Annotated in this window: 16 protein-coding genes and 1 pseudogene; 10 read left to right on the forward strand and 7 right to left on the reverse strand. The window is 63.4% G+C overall.

The features are described from left to right. Positions 1-3 precede the first annotated feature (3 nt). The 6 genes and pseudogenes from gcvP to gap all read right to left on the reverse strand — a co-directional run bounded on the left by gcvP (position 4) and on the right by gap (position 7,175). Complete coding sequence (gene gcvP / locus DGA31_RS10840) at positions 4-2,868, reverse strand: aminomethyl-transferring glycine dehydrogenase (RefSeq protein ID WP_109512621.1); 2,865 nt, start codon at positions 2,866-2,868, stop codon at positions 4-6. A 10-nt stretch (positions 2,869-2,878) separates the two neighbouring features. Further along, complete coding sequence (gene gcvH / locus DGA31_RS10845) at positions 2,879-3,262, reverse strand: glycine cleavage system protein GcvH (protein ID WP_056841577.1); 384 nt, start codon at positions 3,260-3,262, stop codon at positions 2,879-2,881. A gap of 277 nt (positions 3,263-3,539) precedes the next feature. Next, positions 3,540-5,048 carry a sigma-54-dependent transcriptional regulator gene (locus tag DGA31_RS10850; protein ID WP_109512516.1) on the reverse strand — a complete coding sequence of 503 codons (1,509 nt, stop codon included), beginning with the start codon at positions 5,046-5,048 and terminating at the stop codon, positions 3,540-3,542. A 130-nt stretch (positions 5,049-5,178) separates the two neighbouring features. Beyond that, positions 5,179-5,535, reverse strand: a complete 357-nt coding sequence (locus tag DGA31_RS10855; RefSeq protein ID WP_056841575.1) for a DUF5064 family protein — start codon at positions 5,533-5,535, stop codon at positions 5,179-5,181. Positions 5,536-5,593: 58 nt separating this feature from the next. Next, a pseudogene (locus tag DGA31_RS10860) lies at positions 5,594-6,051 on the reverse strand (YbaN family protein). A gap of 122 nt (positions 6,052-6,173) precedes the next feature. After that, on the reverse strand, positions 6,174-7,175 hold the full coding sequence (gene gap / locus DGA31_RS10865) for a type I glyceraldehyde-3-phosphate dehydrogenase (protein WP_056841573.1): 1,002 nt from the start codon (positions 7,173-7,175) through the stop codon (positions 6,174-6,176). A 221-nt stretch (positions 7,176-7,396) separates the two neighbouring features. Between gap and edd the strand changes: the two genes are divergently transcribed. The 10 genes from edd (at position 7,397) to DGA31_RS10915 (ending at position 19,807) form a co-directional block, all read left to right on the forward strand. Then, the gene (gene edd / locus DGA31_RS10870; protein ID WP_056841572.1) at positions 7,397-9,223 is read left to right on the forward strand and encodes a phosphogluconate dehydratase; all 1,827 of its coding nucleotides are present in this window, start codon (positions 7,397-7,399) and stop codon (positions 9,221-9,223) included. After that, positions 9,220-10,179, forward strand: coding sequence for a glucokinase (locus DGA31_RS10875; protein WP_109512518.1), 960 nt, complete (start codon positions 9,220-9,222; stop codon positions 10,177-10,179). Before edd ends, DGA31_RS10875 begins: the two co-directional genes overlap by 4 nt. Before the next feature lie 268 nt (positions 10,180-10,447). Continuing rightward, on the forward strand, positions 10,448-11,188 hold the full coding sequence (locus DGA31_RS10880; protein WP_109512519.1) for a response regulator: 741 nt from the start codon (positions 10,448-10,450) through the stop codon (positions 11,186-11,188). 49 nt (positions 11,189-11,237) lie between these two features. Continuing rightward, entirely contained in the window at positions 11,238-12,644 is a 1,407-nt protein-coding gene (locus DGA31_RS10885) for an ATP-binding protein (protein WP_161959176.1), read from the forward strand. Between the two features lie 382 nt (positions 12,645-13,026). Continuing rightward, entirely contained in the window at positions 13,027-14,319 is a 1,293-nt protein-coding gene (locus DGA31_RS10890; protein WP_109512520.1) for an ABC transporter substrate-binding protein, read from the forward strand. A 114-nt stretch (positions 14,320-14,433) separates the two neighbouring features. Next, positions 14,434-15,342 (forward strand): carbohydrate ABC transporter permease, encoded by a 909-nt coding sequence (locus tag DGA31_RS10895; RefSeq protein WP_056841567.1) that lies wholly within the window; start codon positions 14,434-14,436, stop codon positions 15,340-15,342. Next, positions 15,335-16,183 carry a carbohydrate ABC transporter permease gene (locus DGA31_RS10900; RefSeq protein ID WP_056841566.1) on the forward strand — a complete coding sequence of 283 codons (849 nt, stop codon included), beginning with the start codon at positions 15,335-15,337 and terminating at the stop codon, positions 16,181-16,183. Before DGA31_RS10895 ends, DGA31_RS10900 begins: the two co-directional genes overlap by 8 nt. Before the next feature lie 15 nt (positions 16,184-16,198). Next, the gene (locus DGA31_RS10905; RefSeq protein WP_109512521.1) at positions 16,199-17,359 is read left to right on the forward strand and encodes an ABC transporter ATP-binding protein; all 1,161 of its coding nucleotides are present in this window, start codon (positions 16,199-16,201) and stop codon (positions 17,357-17,359) included. Positions 17,360-17,468: 109 nt separating this feature from the next. Further along, positions 17,469-18,827 (forward strand): carbohydrate porin, encoded by a 1,359-nt coding sequence (locus tag DGA31_RS10910; RefSeq protein ID WP_056841564.1) that lies wholly within the window; start codon positions 17,469-17,471, stop codon positions 18,825-18,827. A 125-nt stretch (positions 18,828-18,952) separates the two neighbouring features. Beyond that, entirely contained in the window at positions 18,953-19,807 is an 855-nt protein-coding gene (locus tag DGA31_RS10915; protein WP_056841796.1) for a D-hexose-6-phosphate mutarotase, read from the forward strand. Between the two features lie 252 nt (positions 19,808-20,059). On the opposite strand, the gene DGA31_RS10920 is transcribed toward DGA31_RS10915, so the two are convergent. Continuing rightward, positions 20,060-20,926 carry a MurR/RpiR family transcriptional regulator gene (locus tag DGA31_RS10920; protein WP_056841563.1) on the reverse strand — a complete coding sequence of 289 codons (867 nt, stop codon included), beginning with the start codon at positions 20,924-20,926 and terminating at the stop codon, positions 20,060-20,062. Positions 20,927-20,989: the final 63 nt, after the last annotated feature.

Below are 20,989 nucleotides of genomic sequence, written 5' to 3' on the forward strand. Positions count from 1 at the left end.
CGATCAAGCCTGCTGATAGCTCTCGATGGACGGGCAGGCGCATACCAGGTTGCGGTCGCCATACACGTTGTCGACACGACCCACCGGCGGCCAGTACTTGCCCTCGACCAGCGAGGCCACGGGGTAGACCGCCTGTTCGCGGCTGTACGGGTGTTCCCAGTGGCCGGCCAGTTCGGCAGCGGTGTGCGGGGCGTTCTTGAGCGGGTTGTCGTCCTTGTCCAGCGTGCCGTTTTCCACTGCGCGGATTTCTTCACGGATGGTAATCATGGCCTCGCAGAAGCGGTCCAGCTCTTCCTTGGCTTCACTCTCGGTCGGCTCGATCATCAGTGTGCCGGCCACCGGGAAGGACATGGTGGGGGCGTGGAAGCCGAAATCGATCAGGCGCTTGGCCACGTCATCGACGGTGATGCCGCTGCTGTCCTTGAGCGGGCGCAGGTCCAGGATGCACTCGTGGGCCACCAGGCCGTTGCTGCCGCTGTAGAGCACCGGGTAATGCTCTTCGAGGCGCCGGGCAATGTAGTTGGCATTGAGGATCGCGATCTGCGAGGCGCGCTTGAGACCTTCGCCGCCCATCATGCGGATATACATCCAGGTGATTGGCAGGATGCTGGCGCTGCCGAATGGCGCCGCGCACACCGCGCCTTCCTGGCGGTCCATGTTGCGATGGCCGGGCAGGAAGGGCGCCAGGTGCGACTTGACGCCGATCGGGCCGACGCCCGGACCGCCACCGCCGTGGGGAATGCAGAAGGTCTTGTGCAGGTTCAGGTGCGAGACGTCGCCGCCGAACTTGCCCGGTGCGCACAGGCCGACCATGGCGTTCATGTTGGCGCCGTCGATATACACCTGGCCGCCGTTGTCATGGACGATGGCGCAGATTTCGCGAATGCCTTCCTCGAACACGCCGTGGGTCGACGGGTAGGTGATCATCAACGCGGCCAGTTGCTCGCTGTGCTGCAGGGCCTTGGCGCGCAGGTCGTCGATGTCGACGTTGCCACGGGCATCGCAGGCAGTGACCACCACGCGCATGCCGGCCATCTGCGCGGTGGCCGGGTTGGTGCCGTGCGCCGAGGACGGGATCAGGCACACGTCGCGGTGCGCGTCGCCACGGCTCTGGTGGTAGGCGCGAATGGCCAGCAGGCCCGCGTACTCGCCCTGGGAGCCGGCGTTGGGCTGCAGCGACACGGCGTCATAGCCGGTGGCGGCGCACAGCATTGCTTCCAGTTCTTCGGTCAGCAACTGGTAGCCTGCGCTTTGCCCGGCAGGGGCGAACGGGTGCAGGTTGCCGAACTCGGCCCAGGTCACCGGGATCATTTCGCTGGCGGCATTGAGCTTCATGGTGCACGAGCCCAGCGGGATCATGCTGCGGTCCAGCGCCAGGTCCTTGTCGGCCAGCTTGCGCAGGTAGCGCATCAGCTCGGTTTCGGAGTGATAGCGGTTGAACACCGGGTGTTCCAGGATCGCCGACTGGCGCAGCAGGCCGTGCGGCAGGCGCGAAGGCGTGCTGGTGGCCAGGGCCTCGAAGTCCGGCAGGTCCTGGCCGTCACTGATCAGCACCGCCCACAGGGCCTTGATGGCCTCGGGCGAGGTGGTCTCGTCGAACGATACGCCGAGGCGCTCGTCGTCGATGACCCGCAGGTTGATCTGGTGGGCGCGGGCCCTGGCGTGCAGTTCGGCGGTGCGGCTGCCGGTGGCCAGGGTCAGGCTGTCGAAGAAGAATGCCTGCTCGGCCTTCAGGCCCAGCAGGCGCAGGCCTTCGGCGAAAATAGCGGTCAGGCGATGGGTGCGCCGGGCGATCCGGGTCAGGCCTTCAGGGCCGTGGTATACGGCGTACATGCTGGCGATGTTGGCCAGCAGCACCTGGGCGGTGCAGATGTTGCTGGTGGCCTTCTCGCGGCGGATGTGCTGTTCGCGGGTCTGCATGGCCAGGCGCAGGGCCTGCTTGCCATGGCGGTCGACCGACACGCCGACCAGGCGGCCCGGCATGTCGCGCTTGAACGCATCGCGGGTCGAGAAATAGGCGGCATGCGGGCCGCCAAAGCCCAACGGCACGCCAAAGCGCTGCGCGGTGCCGATGGCCACGTCGGCACCGAATTCGCCCGGCGGGGTGAGCAGGGTCAGGGCCAGCAGGTCGGCGGCCACGGCCACCAGTGCATGGGCGCCATGGAAGCGCTCGATCAGTTCGGCATAGTCGAACACGTCGCCGTTGCTGGCCGGGTATTGCAGCAGGGCGCCGAAGTAGTCGCTGACATCGCCCAGCTCGGCTTCATCGGCCACCACCACCTCGATACCCAGCGGCTCTGCGCGGGTGCGCAGCACATCCAGGGTCTGCGGGTGGCAATGGGCCGAGGCGAAGAACTGCTGGCTGCCCTTGTTCTTGCTCAGACGCTTGCAGAAGGTCATGGCTTCGGCGGCGGCAGTGGCCTCGTCGAGCAACGAGGCGTTGGCAATCGGCAGGCCGGTCAGGTCGCTGATCAGGGTCTGGAAATTCAGCAGCGCCTCGAGGCGGCCCTGGGAGATTTCTGGTTGATACGGCGTGTAGGCGGTGTACCAGGCCGGGTTTTCCAGCAGGTTGCGCAGGATCGGCGCCGGGGTGTGGGTATTGTAGTAGCCCTGGCCGATGTAGCTCTTGAACAGCTGGTTCTGGCTGGCGATGGCCTTGATCGAAGCCAGGGCGTCGGCTTCGCTTTGTCCGGCCGACAGGCCGAGCACGCTGGTGCCCTTGATGCTTTCAGGGATGACGCTGGCGGTCAGGGTGTCGAGCGAATCGAAGCCCAGGGTCTGCAGCATGGCGTGTTCGTCCGCCGCACGCGGGCCGATGTGCCGGGCGATGAATTCATTGGCGGTATCAAGCTCGATACGATCGGTCATGGCGCGCTCCTCAGGCTTGGTCATTGGCTTGGATCAGGCGGTCATAAGCGTCCTGATCGAGCAAGGTGGCGATGGCACCGGCGTCGGCGGGTACGAAGCGGAAAAACCAGCCGGCGCCCAGCGCATCCTCATTGACCAGCTCAGGCGTGTCGGCCAGGGCGTTGTTGACCTCGACCACTTCGCCTTCAAGGGGCATGTACAGGCTGCTGGCGGCTTTTACCGATTCCACGACCGATACTTCGGCGTGTTGAGTGTAGGCCTGTAATTCGGGAAGCTGGACAAACACCACATCACCGAGCGAGTTCTGGGCGTAAGGCGTGATGCCGACGGTGTAGCTGCCATCGGCTTCGGCTTTCAGCCATTCGTGTTCCACGGTGAATCGCAACTCGCTCATAAAGACTCCTCAGGGGATCGGGATGGGCCGCCAGGGCGCGCCGTATGCAAAGTCCTTAGCAAGTTTGTGGCCAAGTCCCTGTTTCCCTTTATTTATCAGGTGGTTGTGAGGTTTTCCGGCTTTTGTGAAAGTGACGTGTGTAACGAATTCGCTACGGTAATCCAGGGGGGCATTCGTCACCTGGGTGGCAAAGCCTTGCAGGGCGCCTTGTACAGTGGCTTGTAGTGAAATCGTTACGATGGAACGAAATCGATACGTTAAGTGGGGTGCGCAGCAATCAGGGCTTTGCGCCGATGCCGTACTTGCGCAAGCGATGGGCAATGGCTGTGTGCGAGGTCTGCAGGCGAGCGGCCAGCAGGCGGGTCGAAGGGTGCTTGGCATACAGCCGCGTCAGCAGGTCGCGCTCGAAGTCCTCGACCGCCTGCTCCAGGCTGTCGACCCCGTCACCGGGCTGGCGCGCCAGGGCGGTGCCGGCAATGTCCAGGTCGGCAACCCCCACCTGGGTGCCTTCGCTGACGGCGGCGGCGCGGAAGATCACGTTCTGCAACTGGCGTACATTGCCCGGCCAGCGGTAGCTCAACAGGCTGGCATGGGTGCCGGGTGCCAGATGGCACAGCGGGCGCTGGATCTGCGTGCAGGCCTGCTGCATGAAAAACCGTGCCAGCAGCATGATGTCCTGGCCGCGCTCGCGCAGGGGCGGCACCGACAGGTTGAGCACATTGAGGCGGTAGAACAGGTCTTCGCGAAAGCTGCCTTCGGCGACCATCTTTTCCAGGTCGCGGTGGGTGGCGCTGATGATGCGCACATTGACCTTCACTTCGCGCTCGCCCCCCACCCGGCGAAAGCTGCCATCGTTGAGAAAGCGCAGCAGCTTGGCTTGCAGGTACGGCGACATTTCGCCGATTTCGTCGAGAAACACCGTGCCCTTGTCGGCCATTTCCATCAGCCCTGGCTTGCCGCCGCGCTGGGCGCCGGTAAAGGCCCCGGGTGCATAGCCGAACAGTTCGCTCTCGGCCAGGCTTTCGGGCAGGGCGGCACAGTTGAGGGCCAGGAACGGCTCGCCATGCCGGGCACTGCTGGTGTGACAGGCGCGGGCGACCAGTTCCTTGCCGGTGCCGGTCTCGCCACGAATCAGCAGCGGGGCGTCCAGGGTGGCAATGCGCTGGGCGCGGACCTTGAGGGTATTGATGGCGGGCGATTCGCCCAGCAAGGCATCGAAGCCTTCGGCGTGGTCGTGGTGCAGTGCCGACAGGCGCTCGCCGATCCGGCTCGGCGGATAGAGGGTCAGCAGCGCACCGGCCTCGGTGATCGGGGTGGCTTCGAGCAACAGCGGCTGGCCGTCAAGGGTGATCTCGCGCAGCGGCAGGCGAAAGCCGTTGTCCAGCAAGGTGGTCTGCAAGTCCGGGTCGGCCAGCAGTTCGCCCACCGGTTCCCCGGCCGGCTCCCGGCCGATCAAGGCCACCAGCGCCGGGTTGGCCAGCAGCACCAGGCCTGCACTGTCCAGCGCCAGCACCGGGTCGGTCATGGCCGCCAGCAAGGCATCGAGTTGCAGGTGCCGGCGCTGGCCGGGGAGAATGTCGACCACGGTGATCGCCACCACGCCGCGCACCCGGAACAGCGCATCCTTGAGCTCTTCGAGCATTCTGGGACTCAGGGTCGGCGCATCGATATACACGTTCGGCGGCACCATCTCCACGGCATCGAGGTTCAGGTTGCGGCTGCCGAGTATCGCCAGCACTTCCTGGGTGATACCGACGCGGTCGATGAAGCAGACATGGATGCGCATGGTGAAGAGACAGGCCTGGAAAGAGGGCGCCAGTATGCCTCATGGCCGCTGAAGCTGCGCGCCGGGCCGTTCTTCGCAAGGCGGCCAGGCGTTTCAGTCGCGGTGGGGGCGTTCCCGGCTGAAGCCGGTCCTACACCAGGTGTTCGGGCTTTATCGGTTCGCCGGACCTGGCGTCCAGTTGCTCGCGGATGTCCTCGAACATGCGGTCGTAGTCCTTGTGCTGGGCAAGGGGCAGTCCTGCGGTATTGGGCAGGCCGTGCTTGATGGCGATACGGCTGGCATCGTGGGCAAAGTTGAAGGCCAGGTCGCGGGGCAGCTGGAAGCTGTCGCTGAAAGCCTTGCCGTCGATTTCGCCCTGCATGTCGAAGTTCATGCCGGTGCCATGCGCCGGGTCTTCGGTGCGTTGGTAGCGAATGTGAATATCGAAGCTGTGATCGGTTTTTTGCAGTGCGCTATGCGTGATGTGCAGATGGCCGGGCTCGAACATGGGAAGCACTCCAGCGAATGAGGGTGTGTGCGGATAGACCCTGCCACGTTGCGCCGGTTCAGCCCTTGTCGTCGGTCAAGGTTGGCGCGCTTTCGGGCTCGGGGCGTGACCACAGCCACAGATTGCCCAGGGCCATGCCGGCCAGCGCCAGGTACAGCCACCAGATATGGTGGAACAGGCTGAGCATGACAATGGCGCACACCAGCATGCTCACCGTCGCGCTGATCTTGGCCTTGCGCGCCACCCGCCGGCCATTGCGCCAGTTGTAGAGCATCGGCCCGAACACCCGGTGGTTTTCCAGCCAGGCATTGAGCCGCGGCGAGCTGCGCGTGGCCGCCCAGGCCGCCAGCAGAATGAACTCGGTGGTCGGCAGGCCGGGAATGAAGATCGCAGCAATGCCAATGCCCAGGCTCGTGTAGGCGAGCAGGCCATAGAGCAGGCGAGAGAGTCGTGAGCCGGGTGGTCTGTAGGTCATGGCCATGCTTGAGGGGATCGAAAGCACGGCCAGCTTAACAGGCGAGCGGCCAGCTACAAGCAACAAGCTGCAAGAAAGAGCCAGGTAATGTGAACCTGACCGCGAGGTTCACACCACTCTTTATTGCTGCCTGAGGCGGATTGCTTGCCGTTACCGAGCGACGTCAGGCCGCGCGGTGCAGTGCCAGGCAGTTGTCCAGCATGCGGTTGGAGAACGCCCATTCGTTGTCGTACCAGGCCAGCACCTTGAGCAGCTTGCCGCTGACCTTGGTGTGGTTGGCGTCGAAGATCGACGACAGCGGGTTGTGGTTGAAGTCATGGGAAACCAGCGGCAGTTGGTTGTAGCCCAGTACCCTGGAATGCTGGCTGGCCTGCTTCATCAAGGCATTGACCTCGTCAGCCGTGGCTTCACGCTTGAGCTGCACGGTGAGGTCGACCAGCGACACGTTGATCACCGGCACGCGCACGGCCATGCCGGTCAGCTTGCCGGCCAGTTCCGGCAGCACCAGGCCGACCGCTTCGGCGGCTCCGGTCTTGCTCGGGATCATCGACTGGGTGGCCGAGCGGGCGCGGTACGGGTCGGTGTGGTAGACGTCGATCAGGTTCTGGTCGTTGGTGTAGGCGTGGATGGTGGTCATCAGCCCGCTTTCGATGCCCAGTTCGCGATGCAGCACCTGGGCCACCGGCGCCAGGCAGTTGGTGGTGCACGACGCGTTGGAAATGATCTGGTGCGAAGCGCGCAGGATGTCATGGTTGACGCCATACACCACCGTGGCATCGGCACCGCTGGCCGGGGCGGAGATGATCACCTTGCCAGCGCCGGCCACCAGGTGGGCTGCGGCCTTTTCGCGGCTGGTGAACAGCCCGGTGCATTCGAACACCACATCGACCTGCTGGGCCTTCCACGGCAGGTCGGCCGGGTTGCGGATGGCGCTGACGGCAATGCGGTCACCGTTGACGGTCAGGCTCTCGCTGTCGCACTCGACGCTGCCGTCGAACGGCCCGTGCACCGTGTCGAAGCGCAGCAGGTGCGCGTTCATCTCACTGTCGCCCAGGTCGTTGATGGCGACGACCTGCAGGTCTTGCCTATACCCTTGGGTATAGAGTGCGCGCAGGACATTGCGGCCGATGCGGCCGAAACCGTTGATTGCGATGCGAAGAGTCATACAGCCGTCCTCGGTAAAAAATTTGTTGTTGGAATTACAAGATTATTCTCATAAAAATAGAAAACAAGCCTTTTTAGTGGCAATATTTTCTTAAACCTACAAATACAATCCTGAAAGTCCTGACGTTTTGATCAAGGTCACATGGTTTCAATACAGGTTGATGACCCTGATCGTTCAGTGCCTTTACGGGTGACCATAGACCTTAGCCTGGAGTTCACCACATGCATCCCCGCATCCTAGAGGTCACCGAGCGGCTGATCGAACGCAGTCGCCCGACCCGTGAACGCTACCTGCAACTGATCCGCGACGCCGCCAGCGACGGCCCGATGCGCGGCAAGCTGCAGTGCGCCAACTTCGCCCACGGCGTGGCCGCCTGCGGCCCCGAAGACAAGCAGACGCTGCGGCTGATGAATGCCGCCAACGTCGCAATTGTTTCGTCATATAACGACATGCTCTCGGCGCACCAGCCCTACGAGCAGTTTCCCGAGCGCATCAAGCAGGCCCTGCGTGAGATCGGCTCGGTGGGGCAGTTCGCCGGTGGCGTGCCGGCCATGTGCGATGGCGTCACCCAGGGCGAACCGGGCATGGAGCTGGCCATTGCCAGCCGTGAAGTGATCGCCATGTCGACGGCGGTGGCGCTGTCGCACAACATGTTCGACGGCGCGCTGATGCTCGGCATCTGCGACAAGATCGTGCCGGGGCTGATGATGGGCGCGCTGCGCTTTGGTCATTTGCCCACCGTGTTCGTGCCTGGCGGACCGATGGTCTCGGGGTTGTCGAACAAGGAAAAGGCCGATGTGCGCCAGCGCTACGCCGAGGGCAAGGCCAGCCGCGAGGAGCTGCTGGACTCGGAAATGAAGTCCTACCACGGCCCGGGCACCTGCACCTTCTACGGCACCGCCAACACCAACCAACTGGTAATGGAAGTCATGGGCCTGCACTTGCCCGGTGCTTCGTTCGTCAACCCCTACACGCCGTTGCGTGACGCGCTGACCGACGAAGCCGCCCGCCAGGTGACGCGCATGACCCGCCAGAGCGGCCAGTACATGCCGCTGGGCGAAATCGTCGACGAGCGTTCGATCATCAACTCCATTGTGGCCCTGCATGCCACCGGTGGCTCGACCAACCACACCCTGCACATGCCGGCCATCGCTCGCGCCGCCGGCATCCTGCTGACCTGGCAGGACATGGCCGAGCTGTCGGACGTGGTGCCGACCCTGAGCCATGTCTACCCCAACGGCAAGGCCGACATCAACCACTTCCAGGCCGCAGGCGGCATGTCGTTCCTGATCCGCGAACTGCTCGGCGCCGGGCTGTTGCACGACGACGTCAATACCGTGGCCGGGCGCGGCCTGAGCCTCTACACCCGCGAGCCGTTCCTGGACAACGGCCAACTGGTCTGGCGCGAAGGTCCGTTGCAAAGCCTGGATGAAAACATCCTGCGTCCGGTGGCGCGGCCGTTCTCGCCCGAGGGCGGGCTGCGGGTGATGGAAGGCAACCTGGGCCGTGGCGTGATGAAGGTTTCGGCGGTCTCCCCTGAGCACCAGGTGGTCGAGGCTCCGGCGCGGGTGTTCGAAGACCAGCAGGCGCTGGCCGATGCGTTCAAGGCCGGCGAGCTGGAATGCGATTTCGTTGCCGTGATGCGTTTTCAGGGCCCGCGTTGCAATGGCATGCCCGAGCTGCACAAAATGACGCCTTTCCTGGGCGTGTTGCAGGACCGTGGCTTCAAGGTCGCGCTGGTGACCGACGGGCGCATGTCCGGGGCCTCGGGCAAGGTACCGGCCGCCATCCATGTATGCCCGGAAGCGTTCGATGGTGGCCCTCTGGCCCGCGTGCGCGATGGCGATATGATCCGCGTGGATGGCGTCAAAGGCACGTTACAAGTGCGGCTGGAACCGGCAGAATTGGCCGCCAGGGAATTGGCAACCGTGCAGATCGACAGCAGCGCAGGCTGTGGTCGTGAATTGTTCGGTTTCATGCGCCAGGCTTTCAGCTCCGCCGAGCAGGGGGCCAGCGCCTTTACTGCAAGTCTGGAGGGGCTCAAGTGAAATTGGCTTTGGTCGGTGATATTGGCGGCACCAACGCGCGCTTCGCGATCTGGGAAGATAACCAGCTGCATTCGATCGAGGTCTTCCCGACCGTCGACTACACCGGCCCCCAGCAGGCGATTGAGGTCTATTTGCAGAACCTCGACCTGCAACGCGGCGATGTCAGCCATGCCTGCCTCGCGGTGGCCGGCCCCGTCGACGGCGATGAATTCCAGTTCACCAACAGTCACTGGACGTTCAGCCGCTCGCGTTTTTGCACTGACCTCAAGATTGAACACCTGCTGCTGATCAACGATTTCAGCGCCATGGCGCTGGGCATGACCCGCCTGCAGGACGATGAATACCTGACGGTGTGCCATGGCCTGGGCCAGCCCGAGCGACCGCGTGCGGTCATCGGTCCCGGCACCGGCCTTGGAGTCGGCACCCTGATCAGCAGCGGTGCCAATCACTGGACGGCGCTGCCGGGCGAGGGCGGGCATGTCAACCTGCCGATCGGCACCGCTCGCGAGGCGCTGCTGTGGACACGGCTGATGGCCGAGCATGAGCATGTCAGCGCCGAAACCGTGCTCAGCGGTGCCGGGCTGCTGTTGCTGTACCGGGTCAGTTGCGAACTCGACGGTCTTGAGCCGGTGCTCAAGTCGCCGGCGGCGATCACCCAGGCGGCACAGGACGGCGATCCGATGGCCTGCGCGGTGCTGGAACAGTTCTGCGTGTTTCTGGGCCGTGTGGCCGGCAACAATGTGTTGACCCTGGGCGCGTTGGGCGGGGTGTACATTGCCGGTGGCGTGGTGCCGCGCTTTGTCGACTTCTTCATGAACAGCGGTTTCAAACGCGCCCTCAAGGAAAAGGGCGTGATGAGCGATTACTTCGACGACCTGCCGGTGTGGCTGGTAACGGCCGAATACCCGGGCCTCAATGGCGCAGGCGTGGCGCTGCAACAGGCGTTTGGCGCGTAGGAGCGCGCTCTGCCGGAATGCCGGACCACCGCGACCGGCTGCGTTAGCAGTCGTAAATTTGTGGCGTTTCGCAGATTTTGCGAGCGCTACGCACTCGGTCGCGGGCAGAGCGCGCTCCTACGGGGGAATTTAAAAACCAATAAAGTCAGTCATTTATTTTGTGTTTGATGAGAGCGATTTTAACCGCGAAGGGCGCTTTACGGGCTGAAGCCGGTTGCGCCTCATCCGTCCCATAACAATAAAGATCCACTGCACAAGGACGCCACGCTTGAGCGCTGCCCAAAAGACCATCCTGCTGGTCGATGACGATCAGGACATCTGCGAGTTGCTCGACGCCTACCTGAGCCGCGCCGGTTTTCAGGTGCGCGCCACGTGCAGCGGTGCGCAGTTTCGCCAGGCGTTCAATGAAACACCGGTCGACCTGTTGATTCTCGATGTGATGCTGCCCGACGAAGATGGCTTCAGCCTGTGCCGCTGGGTGCGTCAGCATCCGCGCCAGCCGCATGTGCCGATCATCATGCTCACTGCCAGCTCCGACGAAACCGACCGGGTCATCGGCCTGGAGCTGGGCTCGGACGACTACCTTGGAAAACCCTTCAGCCCCCGTGAACTGCTGGCCAGGATCAAGGCCCTGTTGCGCCGTGCGCAGTTCGGCCAGGAGCGTTCGGGCAGTGGCGAGGTGTGGCAGTTCGACGAATGGCGGCTGGACATGGTCAGCCACCGCTTGTTTCACCTCGATGGCGAAGAAGTGATCCTGTCGGGCGCCGACTTTGCCCTGCTCAAGCTGTTTCTCGATCATCCGCAGCAGATTCTCGACCGCGACACCATTGGCAATGCCACCCGTGGCCGCGAGCTGATGCCGCTGGAGCGCATCGTCGACATGGCGGTCAGTCGCCTGCGCCAGCGCCTGCGCGACACCGGCAAATCGCCAAGGCTGATCCGCACCGTGCGCGGCAGTGGCTACCTGCTGGCGGCCAGCGTCAACACCCGTGGGGAGTCGGCGTATTAAGCGCCAGGGCAAGCGGCGTGTGCCGCTACCCCGTTCATTGCTGGGCAGGATGCTACTGCTGACGCTGCTGGCCATCCTGTTGGGCCAGGCCCTGTCCAGCGTCATCTGGGTGGCGCAACTGCGGGCCACGCAGATGGAGGGGCTGGTCAACAGCGCCCGCAGCCTGGCCTATTCGATGTCGGCCAGTGTCAGTTACTTTCGCTCGCTGCCGGTCACCTACCGGCCCCTGGTGCTGGACCAGTTGCGCAGCATGGGTGGCACCCGCTTTGTGGTTTCGCTCAACGACCATCCGTTGCAGATGCAACTGCTCGACCTCACGCCGCGCAAGCAGGCGGTGGTGGAGGCGGTGGGCGAGGTGTTGCGCAAGTACCTGGGTGACGAGCCGCAGATCGCCGTGTGGTTCGTGCGCCCCGATGACCTGCGCATCTTCAACAGCGGCCTGAAGCTCGATGAGCTGCCGCGTTCCTGGGCGCACTACGCCCTGACCCTGGAGCCGGTCGACCCGCCGGTGCTGGTGACCCAGATCGAACTGGCGCCGGGCGAATGGCTGTACATCGCCTCGCTGCTGCCCGAACCCTACACTACGCTCGAAGAGCCGCAATTGCCGGTGCAACAGGTGTGGGCGATTGCCCTGACCAGCGCGTTCCTGTTGCTGTTCATCGGTCTGCTGGTGCACTGGCAGAGCCGGCCGCTCAAGCGCCTGGCCCGTGCCGCGCGTAACCTGTCGCTGGACGGCGACAGTGAGCCGCTGCTTGAAAGCGGCAGCAGCGAAGTGCAGGAAGTCAGCCGCGCCTTCAACAGCATGCGCATTCGCATCAGCCGCTACCTGACCGAGCGCGGGCAACTGTTCAGCGCCATTTCCCACGACTTGCGCACGCCCATCACCCGCTTGCGGCTGCGCGTCGAACTGCTCGAAGACCCGACCCTGCAACGGCGTTTCGAGCGTGACCTGGACGAGCTGGAACTGCTGGTCAAGGGGGCGCTGCAATGCGTCAAGGACACCGACATTCACGAAAACATCGAGCCGGTAGACCTCAATTACCTGCTCGACTGTCTGGTCGAGCCCTACGTGCTGCCTGGCGGCGACGGGCGGGTGACCCAGTACGGCGTGGCCGAGGCGCCGTATCCGGGCAAGGCCCTGGCATTGCGGCGCTGCATCGGCAACCTGATCGACAATGCCCTCAAGTACGGCCATCGCGCGCACCTGCGCATCGAAGACAGTCGTCTGGCGTTCGTCCTGCATGTGGACGATGAAGGGCCGGGCGTGCCGCAGCAACGCATGGAGGAGGTGTTCGAACCCAATGTGCGCCTGGCCGGCAGCGAGCGCCAGGGCTACGGCCTGGGCCTGGGCATCGCCCGCAATATCGCCCACAGCCACGGCGGCGAAGTGACGATGCAGAACCTGCGCGACGGCGGCCTGCGCGTGACCCTGCATCTGCCACGCACAACCGCGTAGGCGCTCAAAACACAACGCATGATCAGCATGGGAATCAGCCCTGCGTAGGAGCGCGCTTGCCCGCGACCGGCTGCGTTAGCAGTCGTAAATTTGTGGTGTTTCGCAAATTTTGAATGTGTTCACAGCCATGAATTTGTGGCGTTTCCGAGATTTTGCGAGCGCTACGCACTCGGTCGCGGTGGTCCGGCATTCCGGCAAGCGCGCTCCTACCGGGGGCCAGGTTTGTCGGGTGAAGATGCCATTGCATTGCCACTGAATGTCACCAGTCTGTGACCAATCAGCATCCCTTCGTTACCGAGCAGCCATCGGGCTTGGTTATGCTGCTTTCAAGCGCAGGCATCAGACCTGCAATGCACCCCATAACAACAAGAAGGTTTTATCGATGAATGCTCTGTCACCGCTCGCTGTGATTATCTCCCTCGCTTCGTTACTCCCTCTTGCCGCGGTTGCCGATGAGTCCAAAGGCTCGGTCGAAGTCGTGCACTGGTGGACGTCCGGTGGCGAAAAGGCGGCAGTCGATGTGCTCAAGGCGCAGGTCGAGAAAGATGGCTTTGCCTGGAAGGACGGCGCCGTGGCCGGCGGGGGCGGTGCGACAGCCATGACCGTGCTCAAGAGCCGTGCGGTGTCCGGCAACCCGCCGGGTGTGGCGCAGATCAAGGGCCCGGACATTCAGGATTGGGGCTCCACCGGCCTGCTCGGCACCGATGTCCTGAAGGACGTCGCCAAGCAGGAAAAGTGGGATGAACTACTCGACAAGAAAGTCTCCGACATCGTCAAGTTCGACGGTGACTATGTGGCCGTGCCGGTCAATGTCCACCGGGTCAACTGGCTGTGGGTCAACCCCGAGGTCCTGAAAAAGGCCGGGGTCGCCCAGGCGCCGACCACTCTCGAAGAGTTCTATGCCGCCGCCGACAAACTCAAGGCCGCCGGCTTCATCGCCCTGGCCCATGGCGGCCAGCCATGGCAGGACAGCACCGTGTTCGAGAACGTGGTGCTCTCGGTCATGGGCCCCAAGGGCTACCAGCAAGCGTTCGTCGAGCTGGACGAAAAAACCCTGACCGGTCCCGAAATGGTCAAGTCTTTCGAGGCACTCAAGAAAGTCGCCACCTACATGGACGCCAACCGCGCCGGGCGCGACTGGAACATCGCCGCGGCCGATGTCATCAACGGCAAGGCCGGCATGCAGATCATGGGTGACTGGGCCAAGAGTGAATGGACCGCAGCCAAAAAGGTGGCCGGCAAGGATTACCAGTGCGTGCCTTTCCCGGGCACGGCCAACGCCTTTACCTACAACGTCGACTCGCTGGCCGTGTTCAAGCTCAATGCCGATCGCAAGGGTGACATCGCCGCCCAGCAGGACCTGGCCAAGGTCGCGCTGGGTGAGGACTTCCAGAAGGTCTTCAGCATCAACAAGGGGTCCATCCCGGTGCGCAAGGACATGCAGGCCAACATGGATAAATACGGTTTCGACGCCTGCGCCCAGGCCTCGGCCAAGGACTTCCTGAAAGATGCCGGCAATGGCGGCCTGCAACCGAGCATGGCGCACAACATGGCCACCTCGCTGGCCGTGCAGGGCGCCATCTTCGATGTGGTGACCAACTACATCAACGATCCGCAGGCCGACCCGGCCAAGGCGGCGCAACGGCTGAACTCGGCGATCAAGTCCGCCAAGTAAGACCCTGACCTGGCCGCCCGCACGGGCGGCACTTTCCGCCGTGCATGCCGATGAAACCCGATAACGGTTTCACGGCGCCCTGCGGCCCGAATTCGACCCGACTGGATGCTTACAATGAGTTCTGTCGCAGTTTTCACCAAGGCCTCGCCCTTCGATGCCCTGCAGCGCTGGCTGCCCAGGCTGGTGCTGGCGCCGAGCATGCTCATCGTACTGGTGGGCTTCTACGGCTACATCCTCTGGACGCTGGTGCTGTCGTTCACCCGCTCCACCTTCCTGCCCAACTACCAGTGGGCGGGGCTGAGCCAGTACGCCCGGCTCATGGACAACGACCGTTGGTGGGTGGCAAGCAAGAACCTGCTGGTGTTCGGCGGCTTGTTCATCGTCATCAGCCTGGTCATCGGCGTGATCCTGGCGGTGCTGCTCGACCAGCGCATTCGCCGAGAAGGGGCGATCCGCACCATTTACCTGTACCCCATGGCCCTGTCGATGATCGTCACCGGCACCGCCTGGAAGTGGCTGCTCAACCCTGGCCTGGGCCTGGACAAGATGCTGCGCGACTGGGGCTGGGAAGGCTTTCGCATGGACTGGCTGGTCGATCCTGACCGGGTGGTCTACTGCCTGGTGATCGCGGCGGTGTGGCAGTCATCCGGGTTTGTGATGGCGCTGTTTCTGGCCGGCCTGCGCAGCGTCGACCAGTCGATCATCCGCGCCGCGCAAATGGATGGCGCCAGCCTGCCGCTGATCTACTGGCGGGTGGTGCTGCCCAGCCTGCGGCCGGTGTTTTTCAGTGCGGTGATGATCCTGGCGCACATCGCCATCAAGAGCTTCGACCTGGTGTCGGCGATGACCGCCGGGGGCCCCGGCTACGCCTCGGACCTGCCGGCGCTGTTCATGTACGCCTTTACCTTCAGCCGCGGGCAGATGGGCATGGGCTCGGCCAGCGCCATGCTGATGCTGGGCGCCATCCTGGCGATCCTGGTGCCGTACCTGTATTCCGAACTGAGGACCAAACGCAATGGCTAACCCTGTCGGATTCAATTCAGGCTTGAGTGCCAGCCGCGTGTTGATCCATGCCGTGCTGCTGCTGGCCTGCCTGGTTTACCTGGTGCCGCTGGTGGTCATGCTGCTGACCAGCCTCAAGACCCCTGAAGACATTGGCAGCGGCAACCTGCTGAGCTGGCCGACGGTGGTTACGGTGATCGGCTGGATCAAGGCCTGGGACATCGTCGATGGCTACTTCTGGAACTCGATGCGCATCACCATTCCGGCGGTGATCATTTCCACCGCCATCGGCGCGCTCAATGGTTATGTGCTGTCGATGTGGCGCTTTCGCGGCTCGCAGCTGTTCTTCGGCCTGCTGCTGTTCGGCTGCTTCCTGCCGTTCCAGACCGTGCTGCTGCCGGCGTCCTTCACGTTGGGCAAGATGGGCCTGGCCAACACCACCACGGGCCTGGTGTTCATCCATGTGGTGTATGGCCTGGCCTTTACCACGCTGTTCTTTCGCAACTTCTACGTGACCGTGCCCCAGGCGCTGGTCAGCGCGGCGCGACTCGATGGCGCGGGGTTCTTCACCATCTTCTGGCGCATCGTGCTGCCGATGTCGACGCCGATCATCATGGTCTGCCTGATCTGGCAGTTCACCCAGATCTGGAACGATTTCCTGTTCGGCGTGGTGTTCTCCAGTGGCGATTCGCAGCCCATCACCGTGGCCCTGAACAATCTGGTCAACACCAGCACCGGGGCCAAGGAATACAACGTAGACATGGCAGCGGCGATGATCGCCGGGCTGCCGACACTGCTGGTCTACATCCTGGCCGGCAAGTATTTCCTGCGTGGGCTCACAGCCGGCGCGGTCAAGGGCTGAATCAAGGGATCAACCATGGCGACTCTCGAACTTCGAAATGTAAACAAGACCTACGGTGCCAGCCTGCCGGACACCCTGAAAAACATCGAACTGAAAATCAGGGACGGCGAGTTCCTGATCCTGGTCGGTCCGTCCGGGTGTGGCAAGTCGACCCTGATGAACTGCATCGCCGGGCTGGAAGGCATCAGTGGCGGGGCGATCCTGATCGACGGCCAGGACGTCAGCAACACCAGCCCCAAGGATCGTGACATCGCCATGGTGTTCCAGTCCTATGCGCTGTACCCGACCATGAGCGTGCGCGAGAACATCGAGTTCGGCTTGAAGATCCGCAAGCTGCCCAAGGCCGAGATCGACGAAGAAGTCAGCCGCGTGGCGCGCCTGTTGCAGATCGAGCACCTGCTTGAACGCAAGCCCGGCCAGTTGTCCGGTGGCCAGCAACAGCGCGTGGCCATGGGCCGGGCCCTGGCGCGGCGGCCGAAGATCTACCTGTTCGACGAACCGTTGTCCAACCTCGATGCCAAGCTGCGGGTCGAGATGCGCACCGAAATGAAGCTGATGCATCAGCGCCTCAAGACCACCACGGTGTATGTCACCCACGACCAGATCGAGGCCATGACCCTGGGCGACAAGGTGGCGGTGATGAAGGACGGCATCGTCCAGCAGTTCGGCACCCCGCGTGAAATCTACAACGACCCGGCCAACCAGTTCGTGGCCAGCTTCATCGGCTCGCCGCCGATGAACTTCATCCCCCTGCGCCTGCAACGTCGCGACGGGCGCCTGATCGCGCTGCTCGACAGTGGCCAGGCGCGTTGCGAGCTGCCCCTGGCGTTCAATGAACCGGGGCTTGAAGACCGCGAAGTGATTCTGGGTGTGCGGCCCGAGCAGATCGCCCTGGCCGGCAGCGAGACCAACGGGCAGCCGGGCATTCGTGCCGAAGTGCAAGTGGTCGAGCCCACCGGGCCTGACACCCTGGTGTTCATCACGCTCAACCAGACCAAGGTCTGCTGCCGCCTGGCCCCGGATCAGGCTCCCTTGCCTGGCGAGAGCCTGAACCTGCAGTTCGATCCGTCGCGGGTGTTGCTGTTCGACGCCGCCACCGGCGAGCGCCTGGGCGCGTTGGGCGCGCCGGCCGCTGCCGAGCGCGCCGGCAACGTGACCCAGTTGAACCGCAAGTGATTGTTGCGCTGCCGGGCAGTGCCTGCTCTGCCCGGCAGTGACGTCGAGCAAGTCTGTCGAACGTTGTAAACCTAAAAAAGCCAATAACAATAAATCGAGGATCGAAGGGATGAAGAACATCAACACAGCCGCGCGCTCGCGACTCTATTGGGCCTGCAAACTGTCGGTGCTGGGCACGCTGGCCCTGGCCGGCAGCGCCCAGGCGGCCGGTGCCTTCAGCGCCGACTCGCCATGGATGACCGGCGACTGGGGCGGGCTGCGTACGGAGTTGCTCGACAAGGGCTATGACCTGTCGCTGGAGTACGTCAGCGAAACGGCCAGCAATATCAACGGCGGCTATAACGATGATGTCACCGCACGCTATGCCGATCAGTTTGCCTTTGGCCTGAAGGTCGACCTGCAAAAGGCCTTTGGCTGGCAGGGCGCCGAGTTCAAGCTGGCGATCACCGAGCGTAGTGGCCGTAACATTTCCAATGACCGCATCGGCGACCCGCGTGCCGGCACCCTCAGCTCGTCGCAGGAAGTCTGGGGGCGTGGCCAGACCTGGCGCCTGACCCAGATGTGGATCAAGCAGAAGCTGTTCGATGGCGCCCTGGACGTCAAGTTCGGCCGCTTCGGGCCGGGTGAAGAGTTTGCTTCGGCACCGTGCGACTTCCAGAACCTGACCCTGTGCGGCGCGCAGCCGGCCAACTACGTCAGTACCTGGTACAACTGGCCGGTCAGCCAGTGGGCATTGAGCGCCAAGTACAACATCACGCCGGAGTTCTTCGCCCAGATCGGGGTCTTCGAGCAGAACCCATCCAACCTGGAAATCGGCAACGGCTTCAAGCTCAGCGGCAGTGGCAGCCAGGGCACCATCGTGCCGGTCGAAGTGGTCTGGAGTCCGAAGGTCAACTCGCTGCCCGGCGAGTACCGCCTGGGTTACTACCACAGCAGCCCGGACGCCGACGATGTCTACGAAGGTGCCAACGGCCAGCCACAGCCGATCAGCGGCGGGGCCTTCAAGTCGCATGGCAGCAAGCACGGTGGCTGGATCATGGCGACCCAGCAACTGACCGCGCACAACGGCGATGCCTCGCGTGGCCTGACCGTGTTTGCCGCAGCCACGGTGCACGACAAGGACACCAACTACATCGATAACTTCCAGCAGATCGGCCTGGTCTACAAAGGCCCGTTCGACTCGCGGCCCAAGGATGACATCGGCATCGGTGTGGCGCGTATCCATGTCAACGACGACGCCCAGGACCGCCGCCGGCTGGTCAACCAGCTCAATAACATCAACGATTACGACAACCCGGCCTTCCTGCCCGTGCAGGACACCGAGTACAACTCTGAAATCTACTACGGCTTCCATGTCACCAACTGGCTGACCGTGCGTCCCAACCTGCAATACATCCGTCATCCGGGCGGTGTCGACAAGGTGGACGATGCGCTGGTGGCCGGCCTGAAGATCCAGACCAAATTCTGATCGGGTCGTGTGTGCTTTGCGGGCAGCCAGGCTGCCCGTTTTTTTTGGCTGCCAATATTTCCGGTTCAGGTCATGCTATGAACCATTCGATGGCCTGATGCGTCATGTTGATCAAGGAAGTGCCGATGCACGAGCATCCATTGCAGCGGTTTTTCACGGCGCAGCGTCCGCGTGCGACCTTTGAATGGGAACGCTTTCAGGCGCGTGAGGTGCTGGTGATCGAGCACCCGCATTGCCAGGCGGTGTTCAGCCGCCAGGGTGCGCAATTGCTGCACTTTCAACCGCGTGGACAAAAGCCCTGGTTGTGGTGTGCGGCGCAATGGCCGCAAGTCGGGGCGATTCGTGGCGGCGTGCCGGTGTGCTGGCCCTGGTACGGACGACACCCGGAGGAGGGCGGCTGGCCGGCGCATGGCTGGGCGCGCCTGCTGAACTGGACACTCATCGACAGCCAGAGCGATGAAGACTGCGTGCAGATGCACTGGCAATTGCAGCTATGGGACTGGCAGGTGGATCTGCATGCGGAGCTGGGCCAGGGCATGAACCTGCGCCTGAGCACCCGCCATCAGGACAGCGAGCCCTGTCATTTCAGCCATGCGCTGCATGCCTACTGGCAGATCAGTGATGTGGCTGAAGTCGCCCTGCAAGGCCTGGACGGTGCGCAAGGCTACGATCAATTGCGGCGTCAGGCGTGCCGACAGCATGGCGAACTGCGTGTGCTGGGCGGCTGCGAGCGATTGTTCGAGCATGAAGGCGCGGTGCAGCTTCAGGACCTGGCCTGGCAGCGCCGGTTGAACATCGACACCGGCAGCAGCGCCGGCACCGCTGTCTGGCACCCCGGCAGCCGCCCGCTGCTGGGCGTCAGTGGTATTGAAAGCACAGGTTTCGTCAGGGTCGAAGCGGTGTGCGGCTCCGGCGAAGGCCAGGGCCTGCGCCCCGGCCAGCAGGCCAGCCTGAGCCTGCAGGCACAACTGGCGCACTGAACTTCACGCGCGCCGTCCTGGCGAGCCGCAACCCCCTGATCTGGCAACCCCCTGATCTGTAGGAGCGCGCTTGCCCGCGACCGAGTGCGAAGCGCTCGCAAAATTTCGGAAACGCCACAAATGTATGACTGCTAACCCATCCGGGATCTATGAAACGCCACAATTTTGCGAGCGCTAGCGCACTCGGTCGCGGGCAGAGCGCGCTCCTACACCGGAGGGATACCGATCATGGGGTCCCGGCCAAAACCGGTCCTACCCTTGGTCATCCAGCGGGTAGCGGCTGTCGTTGAGGCTTTCCTTGATCTTGCGCAAATGCGGCTGGAAGTCCACGCCACGGCGCAGGGTCATGCCGGTGGCAAGCACGTCCAGCACGGTGAGCTGGATGATGCGCGAGGTCATGGGCATGTAGATGTCGGTGTCTTCGGGCAGCGGGATGTGCAGGCTGACGCTGCACGCCTGGGCCAGCGGCGAGCCGGCGGCAGTCAGGCCCAGCACCGAGGCGCCGCTGCTGCGTGCCAGGCGGGCGACTTCGACCAGATCACGGGTGCGGCCGGTGTAGGAGATGATCACGAACAGATCGCCCGTGTGCGCCACCGAGGCCAGCATGCGCTGCATCAGCACGTCGGCATGGGCGCTGACCGCTAGGTTGAAGCGAAAGAACTTGTGCTGGGCATCCAGCGCCACCGGCGCCGAGGCGCCCAGGCCGAAAAAGTGGATCTGCCGGGCCTGGATCAGCATGTCCACGGCGCGGCTGATCTGCGCCGGATCCAGTTGCTGGCAGGCGCTGTCGAGCGAGGCTATGGCACTGCCGAAAATTTTCTGGGTGTAGGCTTCCGGATTGTCATCGGGCTCGACCGCACGGCTGACATAGGCCGCACCACTGGCCAGGCTCTGGGCCAGTTGCAGCTTGAGTTCAGGATAACCGCTGACGCTGAACGAACGGCAGAAACGATTGACCGTCGGTTCGCTGACCTTGGCCGCCTGGGCCAGGGCGGCAATGCTCAGTCGGGTGGCCATCTGCGGGTTGAGCAGGATGACTTCGGCGACCTTGCGCTCGGCCTTGTTCAATTCCAGGAGTCGGTTCTGGATCTGCTCCAGCAAATTTCGTGTGCGGTCCATTCCTGATCCTTGTGGGGGCTAGCGGGCAGCGTTTTGTACAGGGGACTCCAAATGCCCCCTTTA

Origin of the sequence: Pseudomonas ovata, from assembly GCF_003131185.1 — a bacterium.
Lineage (GTDB): Bacteria > Pseudomonadota > Gammaproteobacteria > Pseudomonadales > Pseudomonadaceae > Aquipseudomonas > Aquipseudomonas ovata.

What these genes read in the sequence shown, in the direction of transcription:
- gcvP (WP_109512621.1), bottom strand. Translation starts at nt 2,868, where the DNA reads ATGACCGATCGTATCGAGCTTGATACCGCCAATGAATTCATCGCCCGG.
- gcvH (WP_056841577.1), bottom strand. Translation starts at nt 3,262, where the DNA reads ATGAGCGAGTTGCGATTCACCGTGGAACACGAATGGCTGAAAGCCGAA.
- DGA31_RS10850 (WP_109512516.1), bottom strand. Translation starts at nt 5,048, where the DNA reads ATGCGCATCCATGTCTGCTTCATCGACCGCGTCGGTATCACCCAGGAA.
- DGA31_RS10855 (WP_056841575.1), bottom strand. Translation starts at nt 5,535, where the DNA reads ATGTTCGAGCCCGGCCATCTGCACATCACGCATAGCGCACTGCAAAAA.
- gap (WP_056841573.1), bottom strand. Translation starts at nt 7,175, where the DNA reads ATGACTCTTCGCATCGCAATCAACGGTTTCGGCCGCATCGGCCGCAAT.
- edd (WP_056841572.1), top strand. Translation starts at nt 7,397, where the DNA reads ATGCATCCCCGCATCCTAGAGGTCACCGAGCGGCTGATCGAACGCAGT.
- DGA31_RS10885 (WP_161959176.1), top strand. Translation starts at nt 11,238, where the DNA reads ATGCTACTGCTGACGCTGCTGGCCATCCTGTTGGGCCAGGCCCTGTCC.
- DGA31_RS10890 (WP_109512520.1), top strand. Translation starts at nt 13,027, where the DNA reads ATGAATGCTCTGTCACCGCTCGCTGTGATTATCTCCCTCGCTTCGTTA.
- DGA31_RS10895 (WP_056841567.1), top strand. Translation starts at nt 14,434, where the DNA reads ATGAGTTCTGTCGCAGTTTTCACCAAGGCCTCGCCCTTCGATGCCCTG.
- DGA31_RS10900 (WP_056841566.1), top strand. Translation starts at nt 15,335, where the DNA reads ATGGCTAACCCTGTCGGATTCAATTCAGGCTTGAGTGCCAGCCGCGTG.
- DGA31_RS10905 (WP_109512521.1), top strand. Translation starts at nt 16,199, where the DNA reads ATGGCGACTCTCGAACTTCGAAATGTAAACAAGACCTACGGTGCCAGC.
- DGA31_RS10910 (WP_056841564.1), top strand. Translation starts at nt 17,469, where the DNA reads ATGAAGAACATCAACACAGCCGCGCGCTCGCGACTCTATTGGGCCTGC.
- DGA31_RS10915 (WP_056841796.1), top strand. Translation starts at nt 18,953, where the DNA reads ATGCACGAGCATCCATTGCAGCGGTTTTTCACGGCGCAGCGTCCGCGT.
- DGA31_RS10920 (WP_056841563.1), bottom strand. Translation starts at nt 20,926, where the DNA reads ATGGACCGCACACGAAATTTGCTGGAGCAGATCCAGAACCGACTCCTG.